Annotated in this window: 14 protein-coding genes; 1 reads left to right on the forward strand and 13 read right to left on the reverse strand. The window is 34.8% G+C overall.

Annotated elements, in window-relative coordinates; genetic code table 11:
* Positions 1–139: 139 nt before the first annotated feature.
* From DSM00_RS08225 to DSM00_RS08280, 12 genes are all read right to left on the reverse strand, one after another.
* Positions 140–1,189 (reverse strand): flavin monoamine oxidase family protein, encoded by a 1,050-nt coding sequence (locus DSM00_RS08225; RefSeq protein ID WP_128757559.1) that lies wholly within the window; start codon positions 1,187–1,189, stop codon positions 140–142.
* A gap of 134 nt (positions 1,190–1,323) precedes the next feature.
* On the reverse strand, positions 1,324–1,857 hold the full coding sequence (locus DSM00_RS08230; RefSeq protein WP_128757560.1) for a hypothetical protein: 534 nt from the start codon (positions 1,855–1,857) through the stop codon (positions 1,324–1,326).
* A gap of 76 nt (positions 1,858–1,933) precedes the next feature.
* Entirely contained in the window at positions 1,934–2,674 is a 741-nt protein-coding gene (locus DSM00_RS08235; RefSeq protein WP_128757561.1) for a hypothetical protein, read from the reverse strand.
* Between the two features lie 81 nt (positions 2,675–2,755).
* Positions 2,756–3,754: a DUF3078 domain-containing protein gene (locus tag DSM00_RS08240; protein WP_128757562.1), complete on the reverse strand. Its 999-nt coding sequence runs from the start codon at positions 3,752–3,754 to the stop codon at positions 2,756–2,758.
* Between the two features lie 21 nt (positions 3,755–3,775).
* Positions 3,776–4,954 carry an AIR synthase related protein gene (locus DSM00_RS08245; RefSeq protein WP_128757563.1) on the reverse strand — a complete coding sequence of 393 codons (1,179 nt, stop codon included), beginning with the start codon at positions 4,952–4,954 and terminating at the stop codon, positions 3,776–3,778.
* Positions 4,955–5,038: 84 nt separating this feature from the next.
* Positions 5,039–6,562: a carboxypeptidase regulatory-like domain-containing protein gene (locus DSM00_RS08250; RefSeq protein ID WP_128757564.1), complete on the reverse strand. Its 1,524-nt coding sequence runs from the start codon at positions 6,560–6,562 to the stop codon at positions 5,039–5,041.
* 4 nt (positions 6,563–6,566) lie between these two features.
* Positions 6,567–8,003: a CsgG/HfaB family protein gene (locus DSM00_RS08255; protein WP_128757565.1), complete on the reverse strand. Its 1,437-nt coding sequence runs from the start codon at positions 8,001–8,003 to the stop codon at positions 6,567–6,569.
* A gap of 6 nt (positions 8,004–8,009) precedes the next feature.
* Positions 8,010–8,417, reverse strand: coding sequence for a curli assembly protein CsgF (locus DSM00_RS08260; RefSeq protein WP_128757566.1), 408 nt, complete (start codon positions 8,415–8,417; stop codon positions 8,010–8,012).
* A gap of 1 nt (position 8,418) precedes the next feature.
* Positions 8,419–9,195: a CsgE family curli-type amyloid fiber assembly protein gene (locus tag DSM00_RS08265; RefSeq protein ID WP_128757567.1), complete on the reverse strand. Its 777-nt coding sequence runs from the start codon at positions 9,193–9,195 to the stop codon at positions 8,419–8,421.
* Between the two features lie 9 nt (positions 9,196–9,204).
* Positions 9,205–9,678, reverse strand: a complete 474-nt coding sequence (locus tag DSM00_RS08270) for a hypothetical protein (protein ID WP_128757568.1) — start codon at positions 9,676–9,678, stop codon at positions 9,205–9,207.
* Between the two features lie 153 nt (positions 9,679–9,831).
* Positions 9,832–11,073 (reverse strand): hypothetical protein, encoded by a 1,242-nt coding sequence (locus DSM00_RS08275; protein WP_128757569.1) that lies wholly within the window; start codon positions 11,071–11,073, stop codon positions 9,832–9,834.
* Between the two features lie 422 nt (positions 11,074–11,495).
* Complete coding sequence (locus DSM00_RS08280) at positions 11,496–13,679, reverse strand: glutamine synthetase III family protein (RefSeq protein WP_128757570.1); 2,184 nt, start codon at positions 13,677–13,679, stop codon at positions 11,496–11,498.
* 201 nt (positions 13,680–13,880) lie between these two features.
* On the opposite strand from DSM00_RS08280, the gene DSM00_RS08285 reads away from it, so the two are divergent.
* Positions 13,881–14,897: a glutamine synthetase beta-grasp domain-containing protein gene (locus tag DSM00_RS08285; RefSeq protein WP_128757571.1), complete on the forward strand. Its 1,017-nt coding sequence runs from the start codon at positions 13,881–13,883 to the stop codon at positions 14,895–14,897.
* A gap of 60 nt (positions 14,898–14,957) precedes the next feature.
* Here the strand turns inward: DSM00_RS08285 and DSM00_RS08290 are convergent, their stop codons facing one another.
* Positions 14,958–15,911 carry a calcium/sodium antiporter gene (locus DSM00_RS08290; protein WP_128757572.1) on the reverse strand — a complete coding sequence of 318 codons (954 nt, stop codon included), beginning with the start codon at positions 15,909–15,911 and terminating at the stop codon, positions 14,958–14,960.
* Between the last annotated feature and the right edge of the window lie 38 nt (positions 15,912–15,949).

Raw genomic sequence — 15,949 nt, forward strand, 5'->3', positions numbered from 1 at the left:
TATATATCATTGTTTCCATCGAAACTAAAAATATTAAGTCGAAACAGTTATAACGAAAATTGAAATTTTAATCAACCCACTTTGTCTGTTATGCTTCTTTTAGCCCGCCAAAGTAGAATTTATGAGGATGAATTTATTTCTAAATGTCTTCGCTCTCAATTAGCTTTTGAGCAGTTATATTTGCCGCGTATACTGCTCCATCCATATAACCCGGGAACTGAGGACTGGTTTCAGAGCCGGTTAAATAAAGTCTGTCGTCAAACAGAATATCATTATAAATAGGATTCCCATTATTTTGATGTGGAAATAAAGGGGTGTGGGAAGGTTCATATGTAAATGCCTCGTGTGCCCAGATACATTCTTTGTAGGATATAAATTGGGTAATTGCCTCACCAAAAACAGCAATTAGCTGATTTAAAACGCGCGACTGCCGTTCTGCCGGATCCAATACCATATAGGAACCATTCATAAAACCGCATAAAGCATATTTAGATCGCTTATGATCACAGTGATCGTAAAACTCTGTAATAGGCCCAGTATTACTAAATAACGTTCCTGAAATTTGTTGTTGCTCCCAAAATGGCTCTTCAAACGTAAGCGCTACTTTTATAGAGTCTTCCATCCACGTGTGTGTATGCTTTGCAGTTTGGCAAACTAAATCTGGTAAGCAGGGCATAAAATCAATACGGTTTACGATTAATTTTGGAGGTAACGCGAGAACTATTTTGCTGGCAGTAAAAGTTTCATTGGCAACCACTTCTACTTTATCAAGATGAAATTTTATCTCTTTTACTGTTTGATTGAGTAGAAGGTCTGCTTTGTTAAGTTTGTTATATAATGCGTTAATCAAAGTTGAAGAACCACCTGAAATTCGATAGCTCGCCGGTTGACTTGGTATTTGAATAGATTGCGCAGGCGATGTTGACAAAGGCTGAAAAAAAACCGTTCCTGACATATACTGCTCAAAATATTCTAAATCTAGTTCGTTAAGTAGATCTTTCAGATTTACGTGCTGCTCCCCAAACCAGGTAGCGCCTAGCTCAACCGGGGTGTCTAACTGGTCATAGGAAGTATGTATTCTGCCACCCACACGCTCTCTAGCTTCAAGAATTTTAAACGCAATTCCCTTTTGCTGTAAACGATATGCGGTTAATAAACCGCTCAAACCTGCTCCAATTATTAAAATCATATTCTAAAAATAAGTAAGGTAATAATTATTATTAGCTTGGGTAAAAAGTAAATTTAAACCAACGGCAGAGTTAGAATTCAGGCTTTAAAATAAATTTAAAATAAAGGGATTATTGCTTGGGGTGATAATATGCGTCACTTAGATTTCCCTTCTCCTTTGAAGTTCTGTGAATTATTTTTAAAGAGAATATTAAATGTAGTTAGACTTCCATAGATACGGGTAAGGTATTGCTGTAAATCTACTTTTTCCTGATCGTCTAGATTTTTACTCGAGTTTATCTTTTGCTCCATAACTCGTATACGATCTCTCACCATAACGATTTTATGAAAAAAAGCATCGATTGCTATTTCCTTGCTGGCAAGATTGGGGTCACCAGGATTTAAAGTGATAGATCCTCCCTTCCATTTATCTGCTATAGGAACAATTTCAGATATATCAGAATATTGTTTCAGTAAATTTCTCAAGGTGCTTTCAACTTCATAAAAAGACACACTATCAACCTCATCTTCAACGGCCTCAACGGTATCAAATTCCGAGTCCAGCTCAATAGTTTCTAAACCACTATCAATAAATGTAACCCAATAAAGTTTTGATGTTACATTAGTCACTACTCCCATTCCGAATTTTTCGTGCTTAATTCTTGAACCTATTCCAAGTAAATTTTTCATTTAATTGTATTTATTCTACATCGAATATAAAATTTTTATAGGATAAACAATTATGTAGAAAAGTGAAAAGAGATTACTACAGTTTCTTATCAATCATATTGAATTGAAAATACTCTTCTTTAATACTCTCGTAATTAAGACTGTAATGAATGTACATACCTAGAGCACACAAAAACAAAAAGCGGTCAAAAAAATAAAAAATTTCAAAATTGAAATAATAAGCAAATAAGGCTGCAATATCTGAGAAAATAAATGCAAACGCGAAGAATGTATAAATCAATGACCTGGAGCTATTATATTTATTGTTGTAGGCTATGGCTTCTACTCCTAATAACATCATTGATGCACCGTATAGATATAATAAAATAGGCTCGATACCATCGTGGAAAGTATAACTCACCATATTCATTATAATATACAAGGTATACGTATTTGCAGCAACCAGAACTGAAGTTATTAAAACTATACCTGGCTTAAAGCTTATTTCAGAAATCTTTGGTAACCGCTCTAAAACTATGGTAACATATGCTAATGTGCCAAATATTAAATACAGCTTGTAACCCCAGGATTCTTCATAAAACTGAAAAAAGACATCCTTTATGCATAAAAAGAGTAATGCTGAAAATATCCAGAAACTGTAATATTTCTTCTTTATAATAAAATATAAGCTGAATAAAATAACAGTTGTGAGGCGGGCGAGTCTACTGGTTTCTAAATCGGAAAATCCTATAATTAGAAGATTGACAGCAGTAGCCAATGTAATTAGAAGTACAAAATAAATGTTACTTCTAGTTTTTATAGAATTAAAGATACTCATGAAACGATTTATCGTGTAAACGAATTACTTGTTAAACTTACGACAAAACAGAAGGTAGAGTTTTAGGTTTTCTAAAGTAATTTAAAAATCAACAATAACGCCTATCCCTAATTGTTGTTTCCATTGTGTTCTAGCACCCATAGTAATCTCTTCACCATCAATGTTTGTTTCCGTAATTTTGATGTCATTATCATACTTTAAATGAGATCCTAATCGGGCAAGAACAAAACTATTAACCTTAAAATTTAAGTTCAATTCCCAATCTACATCAATATTTCCAAAGCTATTTAAATAATCTGTATAGAGGTTTATTGAATTTGTGAAGTTTATATTCTCCATAATGGTAGCCTTAAGCACACTTTGTAAAAGAATACCAAGCTCGCTATTTACTTTCTCTCCATTCTTTATAATATTCCCATCTGCATCGCGCACTGCAGGTGTTACCCCAAAAGAACCATTATTTGCAAGCTCCTGATCTAAAACAAAAGTAGATTTATATGTAAGTGGGGATGCGTAGATAGATAAATTCTCGATATATTTCCCGTATTCACCACCTACACCCAGAAATACATAACCCGGAGCCATAAATTGAGAGATAGGCACGCTGGTGTCTGGATATTTGTACCCATTTGTAAATTGAGATGCAAATCTAAATTTAGCAGAATAATACCAATTTGATAATGTATCTTTCCTATAACCATAATCTGAAGTAATTTCTAGAAAATCATCGGTTTTGCGTAGTTCGCGTCCTTCCTGACTGTTGATACCAAATCTACCTGAAAATTTATTTCTCCACTTGGTATTATTGTCACTATAATTTCTTTCTACCACAAGTTCTGCTAATCCCGAGATAGAGTTACTACCTCCAGAATTCCAATTAACAAAAGCAACCTCACTAAGATCTAAGCCAATACGATTTGATTCTGACCAGTTTGTGGGTTCTACAATAATAATCTGTTCAGTTAATCTCTTTACTAAATTCTTTTTAATAGGTAAAGGAAAAGCCACGTGTTGAGCAGCTGCATTTTGACTACCAATAAAACCTGAAATTATAAATAAGGAGAATAAAAATTTATACAAACCGAAATTGTTTAATTACTGTTAATAGGTAAACGTGCCAACAGTACTTTTAATTGTTAACCTTTTTGAATCTGCAGATTCTACGCGTCCAATAATCTTGGCCTCAATATTAAAAGACTTTGAAATATCTATAATTTGCTGAGCTAATTGAGGATCTACATAAAGTTCCATACGGTGCCCCATATTAAAGACTTGGTACATCTCTTTCCAATTTGTACCACTCTCCTCTTGAATTAATTTGAATAGTGGAGGTAATTCAAAAAAATCATCTTTTATAATATGTAAGTTTTCTACGAAATGTAAAATTTTTGTTTGTGCACCTCCGCTACAGTGAACCATACCATGTAAAAGATTCTTATCTACATCTTGTAGAATTTTTTTAATCACCGGCGCATACGTACGTGTCGGAGATAAAACCAGTTTACCGGCATCTAAAGGTGAATGAGCTACCGCATCTGTTAATTTTTTTGACCCGCTGTATACGAGATCTTCGGGAACAGCGTGATCAAAGCTTTCTGGATACTTTTTTGCAAGATATTTTCCAAAGACATCGTGACGTGCCGATGTAAGACCATTACTTCCCATCCCACCATTATATTCCTTTTCATAAGTTGACTGTCCAAAACTTGCCAGACCTACAATAACATCACCAGGCTTGATGTTCTTATTGTCTATAACATCCTCCCGTTTCATTCTCGCAGTTACTGTAGAATCTACGATAATAGTACGTACAAGATCTCCCACATCTGCAGTTTCACCCCCAGTACTATTAATAGTCACACCGTGATTTTTGAGATCTTCAATTAATTCTTCGGTACCGTTAATTATAGCAGAAATAACTTCTCCAGAGATTAGGTTTTTGTTTCTACCAATGGTGGATGAAAGCAAAATATTATCTGTTGCTCCTACACATAGTAAGTCATCAACATTCATAATTAAAGCATCTTGTGCGATCCCTTTCCATACTGATATATCCCCAGTTTCTTTCCAGTACATATAAGCCAGAGAAGATTTTGTGCCAGCACCATCTGCGTGCATAATTAGACAATGCTCCTCGCTTCCCGTAAGATAATCGGGTACAATTTTGCAAAAAGCCTGCGGAAACAGTCCTTTATCTACATTTTTAATAGCATTATGCACATCTTCTTTTCCTGCGGAAACTCCGCGATCTGCGTACCTCTTTGAAATCTCTTGGCTCATTTTTGTCAGTTATTTTGCAAAAGTAAGAAATAAAAACGTCCTGATATTTCAGGACGTTCTTAAGGTTGATTAGTTATTCAAAAATTATTCTTCCCAGTCGGGCATAAAAGCATTTGTAAATAAAATATTATCTGAGGTATATTCGCTCAACGGACTAACCAAAACATTAGGTACAGAATTAATATTACTTGGTTTTCTAGTAAATATGATTGCTCCTTCAGAAGGGGACCATCGTGGTTGTATATCATTAGATCCACTAACTGCTCCATTATCAAACAAACGCTCGACACCGGTATTTAAATCATAAATGAAAATTCTATTAGCAAATTGCCGATATTCATTATTTTGAGAGCCGGAAGTATCTTTAGAATATAAAAGTTGGGTCCCATTGGCATTTAAATCAATTCCCTTTACAGCACCCATCGCATTTTGAAAAATCACACGTTCTTCAGTTCCAGATGATAATCTAACGGTATAAACTCTCACATTATAGCCATCACTATTATTTGTTTTTAAAGCAATTAAATTATCGTCGAATTGGGACACGCTAACCTCGGATATAAAACTACCATCGGTTGTTTTGTAAATTAAAGTACTTCCTCCACCATCAGGGTTTATACTATACAGTTTATCAAAATTAGGATAATACAGCTTACCTCCATTTTGAGCCCACGTATAGTCTATTTCATCAATTCTAAAGCCATTTACAGGAATGGTGCTTGTTACTTGCTTAACACCTGAACCGTCGAGATTCATAGTATGCAATTGAGTGGCACCATTAACCGTTCTAAGAAATGCTATTTTTGAAGTTTCGTTATTTTTATGAGGTCTAAAGCTATTAAATGATTCAGATGTTAGTTTAAACTCATTAAAGTTAACTTCAGCATCTTCTTCATTACTTGCATCTTTTTTATTGCCTGAGTAAATAACACTATTGCCATTAACAGACTTAACATAGAAATAATTATTCTGCGGTGTGCTATTTGTGCTAAATTGGCTCACTGTACTTTGTACTTCACTGCTATCATCTGAAGCACTTACTTGCCAAAAATAATTTGTACCTAAATTAAGATTCTCAATTGTTACGGTCGTATCTGCAACCACCTCTCTAGATATAATTTCATTAGTTGTACCGTTTCTTAGTTGAAATTTATAAGTTATTTCATCGGTATCACTTTCTGAAGAAGACCAAATAAATTGGATATTAGGTTCTAAGTTTGATGCACCATCTGTGGGAGTCAACAGTTCCGGAACTAACGGTTCTATATTATTAGTTTTACTTACTTCTAATTCAAAAACTACACTACTCGTCTCATTATTAAGTATGGATACAGCTTCAAAAGCATCCGCATATATATCGGATTCCGCTTGCACTGAATATTCTCCTACACTTATTGTTTCTATAACAAAATTACCAGATGCATCTGTAAATACTGTACTTGATGCGGGACTAGTTACAATTTTGATGTTTTCGAGTGGTGTATTAGTAGTTTTTGCAACAACGGTACCCGTTAGACGGCCAACTCCATTCTCCTCGATGGTATCTTCACTGCAACCTGCAAGAATAATAAGTGTGCTAATAATTAAATAAAATATTTTATTCTTCATCTGTTTAATTTTTTGGGGATTTTACTTGAGAATCATCACTTAAACCATCCTTCTTTTTATTTGTGAAATTGAAATAGTATTTGAGTCCCACTCCAAAATTGAAATAAAAATCATCACGCTTGCCATTAACGAGATTGTCTACCTTATCTGAAAATGTAATATTGTGTTCCCCCCAAATACGCATTCCTATTCTTGGAGAAATAGCATATTCTATCCCGGCGCCATATTGAACTTTAGCATCTGTTTGATCAGCATCGAGTCCTAAAAATCCATCATTTTCAAATCCGAATAGAATTCCGCCTCCCCCATATATATAGGGAGACAATTTATCATTACGCAACAATCTAAACTCTGCGTTGAGATCTATACTTGCAAAACTTTCTTCAAAAGTACTACCCGTTTTAAATCTCATATATGCGCTGTTCACATTTAAACTCACGACCTCACTCAAACCAAGATTGTATCCTATTTTAGCCATAGGCCCAAAATGTGTATCACTATAATCTGCGTCAAGTAAAGAAGTCCCTAAGGAGAAATTAATTGAATTCTTAAATTTTTGCTGAAAGAAAATTCTATTATAGATACCTGTAGATTCTGCTATTTCTTTTTCTGCATTATAATTAGCAACGACCTCCTCGTTAACCTGATTGCCACCTTTTGCTGACCAAAATCCGCCTTCTATACCTTCAACAATTAGATCGTGAACTGCTTTCTCTACAGCATCTTTTATAGCTAATTGTACCGGCTCATTACGTGTAATTCCCATCTCAGTTTCTAACAATCTTTGAAACTTCACAAAGCGAAAAAGACTGGCGTCTAAAGCTTGAGATAATATGGTTTTAGATACATATACAGTTTTTAATATCTCACCATTGCTAGTTGATACCATTCTCAGGTATACCGTTATTCGATCTTGACGGTATTTTGCTGAACCTCCAAGTCCAAAATATCGCGCTCCTACTCCTCCGGTTATAATATTTGTATCATAAGATACGATACCTCCTTCTAATATAATTCCGGCATATTTAAGGGGTGGTAATGGTGGCTCGTTAGGATTAAGATTTTTAATATATTCCTGTTTAGTGTTCCGTATAATATTTCGTTCCGTAGAAAGATTACTTAAATTTTCACGTTCTATAGGAATAAACCAGCCACTATCTTCTAAAGCTTTTAAGAGAATTGCTGTTGAGCCTTGGGTTACTGCAGTACTAAATGTACTTCCGTTTTCCACTGCTTTATATTGCCCTGTTTGATCACTAAAGTTGTAGACAGCAACTTCTACCGGGGATTGTGCGGGAGGTAATCCCAAAAGAGTTTTTGTCGATTTTGAATACTCTCCTAATCGTGCGGGAGTTTGATCAAATGGTTGATTAAAGTATGCTCCACACGATGAAAGTAGAAACACACTCATTAAGTAAAGTTGTAATTTGTAATACTTCATAAATGATTATTGATTTGGGACAATTACCTGGGTTTGTTCTCCAGTAGATGTATCTAGAATATTAATTACTAAGCCTTCTTCACTTTCAAAGACTTCCACAGCCAGAGAACCATAAGTGAAGGTTCCTTCTTGATCAAAGTTGCCAATCCCATCGATTTGTTGTTGAAGTAGTGTTCTTGAAATCTGACTTAACAATTGACGGTTTAGATTATCACCAAACTCTTCTAATTCCGATTGTTGTTCAGATTCATTTCGAGGGGCGGTATGACCATTTTGTGCCGAAGCCGAACTTAGCATCCAAGTATAATTAAAAGTATCTCCCCCAAATGCTGGATTTATAGGCTTATACGAAAACTGTTGAGAGAATACACTTGCAGAGCTAAATAGCAATAAAAAAAGTAAACATTTTGTCATATTAATATCTTATAAATTCATTTTTTCGCTGATCAAGTTCTTGGAGATAGGCAATTGATCTATTTAATGCGATTGACGCATTTCTAATTAAAAATGCTTTTCTGGGTTGAGCAAAAAATTGCCAAACTAATTGGTCTGCTACAAATACAGAAATACGTGTGTTTATTCCTCTACCAGGAACTTCTTCTATTAAGATATCTTTAGAGGATCTAATTTGTTTATTAAAATATTCAGAATAAAAATATCGGTAAAAATCTTTGCCTGCTTTGGTAATTGTATTTTCAAGAACGAAACCATCCATGACAAAACCATCTGAAGGTGCCGCTTGATCTTCATTTGACACAGCCATCTGAGTATCCTTTTTAAGAGCGCTTAAATCGGTTTGCCCTCCATTTTCTAATACTATGCGGTCTTGACCGAGTGGCTTATCATCAAGGTCATAAATTATGAGAACTATAATAGTTTTATTACTTACACTGTAATTTACAGTTATAGAAGGGAGAATTAACTTCTGATGAGCCTCAATAAAGATCCGATCAGATTTATTTTCTTTGGTAATTTGTCCATCAGATTCTGTAGTAAAAAGTAAGAGGTCATACTTTAAATTAAAGTCTGTATTTGTAAGGTTTTCAGCTGTACCTATAAAATTATAGAATTCACTATTTTTTTCAATTAATACTTCTGCTTTAATTTCTTTATTTATAAACTGACTAAATCCCAATAAAGGGATTAAAGTAATACTAAATATAATTAGGTATTTGGGGGTACTTAAAAACATTTTATTCTATTAATTAATACTTCTCACAATAAGATTTGGCGAAGCTTCAGTTTGCGAAAATTTTAAAGTTTTAGTAAGTTCGTTCGCATTATCTCTTATAAAATTTAAATTATTTCCTTGTTGCGAAAGTTCAAGTGATACATCAAGTGATACATTATTAATATTATCAATAATTGTATTTGAATTTCCTCGCTGTTTAATATTAGCATAAGCTGTTCTAGCAGTATAGTCAAGATTTGTAATATTGTAGCTACCATCTTGTAGTATTGTTATGGAACTATTTGCAGTATTAGTATTGACTGTTGAATCATTATATGATCCTATTTGGGTTAGAAAAACTGAATTTCCTTGAATATTTTTTAAGTTGACATTTGATTCAAATGCTCCTCCTAATGACTCCATTAATGCTTTAGGATCTGTATTAGATTGATTGGGATCTATATAAGTTTGGCTAGTTATAACTGGTAAAGTAATTAATGACAATAACATATAATTTAAAAAACAGAAATTAAGTTTGCATTCTCGAAGTTTGATTGTATGTATCATATTTAATTTATTTACAATTATTTAAATAAGAAAGGGCGTGTTTTGATGCACACCCTTTTCTCTTTTTAACTACTAATATTCTTCAACGTATTAGTAACCTGATGGTGTCATTTGAGTTTCAGGAGTCGTATCTAAACTTCCTTGACCTGCAAAATTTTCTTGTAAAGTTGTTATAGAATTATTTCCGCCACCACCTTGAGTGTAAGTTGCAGAATGACCATTACCAAACTGAGATATTATAGCAGAACCCTGAGACCACTTTTGAGTTAAATTAATTTTATGGTCAGAACCTTCTTGATAAAGATCTGCATATTGGCTATAACCTGACTGATCTACATTTACCATGTTGTTATCTCCAAACTGGTGTACAAATGCTTCTTGACCTCTAGTCGTTTGCTTAACAGTTGCTTTGTTATCAGATCCATCTTGAAGAACTTCAGAGTAACTACCCGGATCACCATAAGGATCAATACTTTCTTGAGTAACATTAGCATTGTTACCAGTAGAACCCATTTGATGTACAATAGCCACATCTCCACTTCCTGATGTCAAATCAACGTCATCCCCGGTTTGAGTAACTTTTGCAGTGTTATCATCAGAATCTTGGTAAACATAAGCCTCAGCATAATTATTATCCTGCAACACTGTTGCTTTATTGCCTTGAGTCTTAATTTGTTCAACAATAGCTAAGTTATCCATACCAGTTGTGCTTATTGTAGCCATGTTTTTAACACCGGCAACTGCGTAAGATTCCTGATTTACACGAGCTTTATTTCCAGTACCAGTTTGGTCTACATCCGCCTCGTTTCTAGGAAAATTTGCATTAGGTGCAGAAGGTTGATTTGGCTTTCCTACTTGGGTAACTTTCGCTTGGTTGCTATCACCTGTTTGCATTACATCTGCCTTACTCTGGTCATATGTTTGCTTTACTGTAGCAGTGTTACCTGTTAAAACATCAGATGATCCAGATTGAGTTACTTTAGCCCAGTTTCCTACCGCTGCCATACCTGTACCTTGAATGATAGTAGACTTGTTTCCAAGATCATCCTGATCAACATAAGCCTTGTTAAAAGATCCTCCTTCCTGTGTTGCAGCAGATACGTTTTTCTCACCTACTTGATCAACTTTCACAAGGTTACTTGCACCAAATTGAGTTGACACAGAATTATTTGCTGTTCCATTTTGTGTAAGATCGGCATTGTTCATTGTTCCTGCTTGATAAGCATGTCCAACGTTTGAACTTCCAGTTTGGGTACCTGTAGAGGTATTTTGCTGTGCAAAAGCAACAGCCCCGATCATTAGCGCTGCTGCGCTTAATACTACTTTTTTCATAATAGAAAGTTTTAAATTAATAATATATAGAATGGTTAATAATATACTTGGCAAACAATATTCGGCTTAGATCAGAAGGGGTAAGATCAATAAACCAAATTCTAACTATATAAGGGATTATAGCCTGCGTAGAAATCAATTTTCATCATCCTTTACTCTTTCAACGCAAGGCTAAATTAGGAAAAACTAATGTGCTGATTTTATGAATTCTATAACTTTTCGATGAAAGTACAAGTAGACTATAACGATGTAGAATCTGAAGCCTTGTAGATAAAGGCATCCCCAGCAAAAAGGGAAAAACACCCTTTCTAATATCAAAAAAATATGTGTAGTCTTTTACCTACATCATTTGTAGGTAAAAGATAATTATGTAAAGTTAAATTAACGTTTTAGACTCATGGATTTGTGTCTGAAACTCTAAATTATCTCAAATTGAGTAATTCTCTGTTCTTTGCAAGAGGCCAAAGCTTATCTTCTACTAATAATTCTAATTTATCTGAAGCATATCTAATTTTGTTAAAATATGGAATTACTAATTCGTTATACGATTTAGCTCTATCCTTTATATCTAGTAGATTTGCTTCTTTTCTTACAGCTATCATCTCTGTGATTGCCTCGTTAACAATTTTTAAATAAGAAGATATTTGCTCAATTATATTTAGCTGTTCACTGGCCATAGTTTTATAATCTCCTTCAAAAATTTCTTTTAAACCTTTTACATTCTTAATCAATAAATTTTGATATCTTATTGATGTAGGAATTATATGATTGCGAGCCATATCTCCCAGGACTCTACTTTCAATTTGAACTCTCTTAATATATTCTTCAATTTCAATTTCATGTCGTGCTTTGAGTTCGATAGAATTCATAACATCCATTTCTTCAAATAAGGATAATGTCTGCTTAGCTAATTGAATATCTAAAGCTTGTGGTGTCGTACGATTATTGCTAAGTTTACGCTTTTTTGCTTCAGCTTCCCATTCCTTACTATAACCATCTCCTTCAAAGCGTATTTTCTTTGATGCTTTAATATACTCACGAAGAATATTGAAAATAGCATCATCCTTCTTCATACCCTTACTTTCTATAAGTGTATCAACTTCGACTTTGAAATCTTTTAATTGCTTTGCTACAATTGTATTTAAAACAACCATTGGCTTTGCACAGTTGGCTGTTGAGCCGACTGCTCTAAATTCAAATTTATTACCTGTAAAGGCAAATGGAGATGTTCTATTACGGTCTGTATTGTCTAACAAAATTTCGGGGATCTTACCCACAACATTGAGTTTTAGATCTGTCTTCTCTTGCGGAGATAATTTTCCATCTGATACTTTTTCTAACTCATCAAGTACCTTCGTTAATTGTTTTCCGATAAAAACAGACATTATTGCCGGTGGTGCTTCATTTGCCCCTAATCGATGATCATTGGAAGCAGATGCCACAGAGGCTCTTAATAATTCTTCATGATCTTGAACTGCTTTAATTGTATTTATAAAGAATGTAAGAAACTGGAGATTCTTCATAGGAGTACTACCGGGGCTCAACAAATTGACTCCGGTATCTGTTGCCAGTGACCAGTTGTTATGTTTTCCGCTACCGTTAATACCTGCAAATGGTTTTTCATGAAATAAAACCTTGAGTTTATGTCGGTCAGCTACACGTGCCATTAGATCCATAATCAATGAATTATGATCGACTGCTAAATTTGCCTCTTCAAAAATAGGTGCCAACTCAAATTGGTTTGGTGCCACTTCATTGTGTCTGGTTTTTACCGGAATTCCAAGAAGCATACACTGCTGCTCTAGATCCTTCATAAAATTTAAAGCTCTAGAAGGTATGGATCCAAAATAATGATCATCTAACTGCTGTCCTTTTGCAGGTGCGTGACCCAGCAAGGCCCTTCCTGTTTGCATAATATCTGGTCGGGAAGCTGCTAATGCCGCATCAATGAGAAAATATTCTTGTTCCCATCCCAAAGTTGCAGTCACTTTAGTTACCGACTTATTAAAGTATTTTGCAACTTCTGTAGCAGAATTATCAATGGCATTTAGCGCTCTTAGTAATGGAGTTTTGTTATCTAAAGCCTCACCTGTGTACGAAACAAACACAGTAGGTATACACAAAGTCGTATCTAAAATAAATGCTGCAGATGTAGGATCCCAGGCGGTATAACCGCGTGCTTCAAAAGTATTGCGAATTCCACCATGTGGAAATGAGGAAGCGTCTGGCTCTTGTTGAACCAGCTTTGCACCTTCAAATTTTTCAATGGCACTTCCATCAGACAAACTTTCAAAAAAGGCATCGTGCTTTTCTGCTGTTGCACCTGTTAGAGGTTGAAACCAATGTGTATAATGAGTTGCTCCTAAACTAATTGCCCATTGCTTCATTCCGGCAGCAATACTATCTGCCATCAATCTATCAATCTTAGAACCTGTATTTATTGCATCTTGAACAGCTTCAAAAGCATCACTAGAAAGAACCTGACGCATAGCTTGTTTCCCAAAAACATGCTTACCATAAAGTGCAGATCTGCGCTCATTTTCTTCAATAACTACTGGTTTTCTTGAAAGACTTTCTTTCAGTGCAAAAAATCGTAAAGTATTCATTTTTGGATAGATTTTTATGAATTCGAAAATTCTAAGCGGTAAAAATATATAATTTCGTAATACACCCCTCTATAGGTAGGGGTAAATTAAATTTATTGAATAGATTTCTAATTAAGACCCCCTAAAACAAGAATGCTAGATATTAAAGATTTGTTATATTTGTAATTAGTTTAATTCAAAAAATTTAAAATTAATTTTATTATGGGCAAATCAAAATTAGAGTATATCTGGTTAGATGGTTATTCTCCAACTGCCAATCTAAGAAGTAAAACCAAAGTTGAAGATGATTTTAGTGGTAAACTAGAAGATTGTCCAGTATGGTCTTTTGACGGTTCTTCAACGAAGCAAGCTGAAGGTGGATCTTCTGATTGCCTATTAAAGCCCGTAGCAATTTATCCTGATCCTGCACGTAGAGATGGTTATTTAGTAATGACTGAAGTTTTAAATGCAGACGGTTCTCCGCATGAATCTAACTACAGAGCACAGATTGATGATGATGACAATGATTTCTGGTTCGGTTTTGAGCAGGAATATTTTATTATGGATAAAAGCACGCAATTACCTTTAGGATTCCCGGTAGGTGGTTACCCTGGTCCTCAAGGTATGTACTATTGTTCTGTAGGTGGTAAAAACACACATGGAAGAGCGTTTGTAGAGGAGCACGCAGATTTATGTATTGATGCCGGCCTTAACTTTGAAGGTATCAATCAAGAGGTTGCAAGTGGACAGTGGGAATTCCAACTTTTTGCTAAAGGCGCTAAGAAAGCCGGTGATGAAATCTGGATTGCCCGTTATTTACTACAAAGACTTACTGAAGATTATGGATACTATATAGAATTTCACCCTAAACCAATTAAAGGGGACTGGAATGGTTCTGGTATGCACGCCAACTTCTCAAATACAACGCTACGTACTGCTGGCTCAAAAGATGTTTATGACACAATTTGTGAATCTTTTAGACCTCTTGTTAAAGAACACATCGAAGTTTATGGTGAGTTCAATGATCAACGTTTAACTGGTAAACACGAGACTGCATCTATAAGTGATTTCTCTTACGGAGTATCAGACCGTGGTGCTTCAATACGTATTCCTATTATCGCTGTAGAAAAAGGATGGAAAGGATGGTTAGAAGATCGTCGTCCAGCTTCTAATGGTGATCCTTACCGTATTGCAGGTAGAATTGTAAAAACTGTAAAAGGAGCAGAAAAGCATCTATAATTTGCCTTCTGAAAATATAATAAATGCCCGCTTTATGTGGGCATTTTTATTTTTAAGGCCTTAACTAAAAGCCATTCCTATAAATACACAGTATGCTGCAAATAATATAAATCCCTTCCACCTGTTTAGTTCTAATTTCAGGGGAAGTAATCCTAACGGCAATAATAGTAATGCAAACCCTAGTAACCAAAACATATTTGTATCTAGTATTTGAGGATCAATAACCTGTATAGGTGTTATTAAAGCAGTAAGTCCTAATACCGAGGCTATATTAAAAATGTTAGATCCTATAAGATTCCCAAGCGATATTGCTTTTTCTTTTTTGAGAGCTGCAATGATAGATGCAGCTAATTCCGGAACACTGGTTCCTATAGCTATAACCGTTACCGAAATCGCATAATCACTCACCCCTGCCATTTCCGCAAGGTCTTTTGCTCCACGCACCAGCCATTCAGATCCAAAATATAATGCTAAGGCTCCTATAAGTAGCCATACCGTAATTTTAAAATAAGAAGTGGTTGAAAGGCCAGCATCAATTTCGTCGTTCTGACCTTCTTCTGTGGGTTTAGCATTTTTAGCTCTGCGTATAAGAACTATGAGATATATTACTAGAGAAGCTAACAAGACAACACCTTCAAGCCTTGAAATTTGATTGTCATTTACCAGAGCGAGATAAAGGCCCAAAGAATACAAAACCATTACCGGCCAATTAAACCTAAAAAAATCGCGGTCAATTCCAAGAGTAGAAATAATTGCTGTAAGACCTAGTACTAAACCAATATTTGCAATATTACTCCCTATAACATTCCCCAAGGCAATGTCTGAATATCCTTCTAAAGCCGCTTGTAAACTTACCAGTAGTTCTGGAGCAGAAGTTGCAAAAGAAACTACCGTAAGTCCGATTACCATTTTTGAGAGGTTAAGTTTAAATGATAAACCTACCGATGCACGAACAAGAAACTCACCTCCAATTACTAGAAGTGTTAGACCTAATAAAATAAATACTATACTCATTTACAATTTTTAAAATCGCGAAGATACATAACCGCTTA

Source organism: Leeuwenhoekiella aequorea, assembly GCF_004104375.1.
Taxonomy (GTDB): Bacteria; Bacteroidota; Bacteroidia; order Flavobacteriales; family Flavobacteriaceae; genus Leeuwenhoekiella; species Leeuwenhoekiella aequorea.

What these genes read in the sequence shown, in the direction of transcription:
- DSM00_RS08245 (WP_128757563.1), bottom strand. Translation starts at nt 4,954, where the DNA reads ATGAGCCAAGAGATTTCAAAGAGGTACGCAGATCGCGGAGTTTCCGCA.
- DSM00_RS08280 (WP_128757570.1), bottom strand. Translation starts at nt 13,679, where the DNA reads ATGAATACTTTACGATTTTTTGCACTGAAAGAAAGTCTTTCAAGAAAA.
- DSM00_RS08255 (WP_128757565.1), bottom strand. Translation starts at nt 8,003, where the DNA reads ATGAAGTATTACAAATTACAACTTTACTTAATGAGTGTGTTTCTACTT.
- DSM00_RS08265 (WP_128757567.1), bottom strand. Translation starts at nt 9,195, where the DNA reads ATGTTTTTAAGTACCCCCAAATACCTAATTATATTTAGTATTACTTTA.
- DSM00_RS08290 (WP_128757572.1), bottom strand. Translation starts at nt 15,911, where the DNA reads ATGAGTATAGTATTTATTTTATTAGGTCTAACACTTCTAGTAATTGGA.
- DSM00_RS08225 (WP_128757559.1), bottom strand. Translation starts at nt 1,189, where the DNA reads ATGATTTTAATAATTGGAGCAGGTTTGAGCGGTTTATTAACCGCATAT.
- DSM00_RS08230 (WP_128757560.1), bottom strand. Translation starts at nt 1,857, where the DNA reads ATGAAAAATTTACTTGGAATAGGTTCAAGAATTAAGCACGAAAAATTC.
- DSM00_RS08260 (WP_128757566.1), bottom strand. Translation starts at nt 8,417, where the DNA reads ATGACAAAATGTTTACTTTTTTTATTGCTATTTAGCTCTGCAAGTGTA.
- DSM00_RS08285 (WP_128757571.1), top strand. Translation starts at nt 13,881, where the DNA reads ATGGGCAAATCAAAATTAGAGTATATCTGGTTAGATGGTTATTCTCCA.
- DSM00_RS08250 (WP_128757564.1), bottom strand. Translation starts at nt 6,562, where the DNA reads ATGAAGAATAAAATATTTTATTTAATTATTAGCACACTTATTATTCTT.
- DSM00_RS08235 (WP_128757561.1), bottom strand. Translation starts at nt 2,674, where the DNA reads ATGAGTATCTTTAATTCTATAAAAACTAGAAGTAACATTTATTTTGTA.
- DSM00_RS08275 (WP_128757569.1), bottom strand. Translation starts at nt 11,073, where the DNA reads ATGAAAAAAGTAGTATTAAGCGCAGCAGCGCTAATGATCGGGGCTGTT.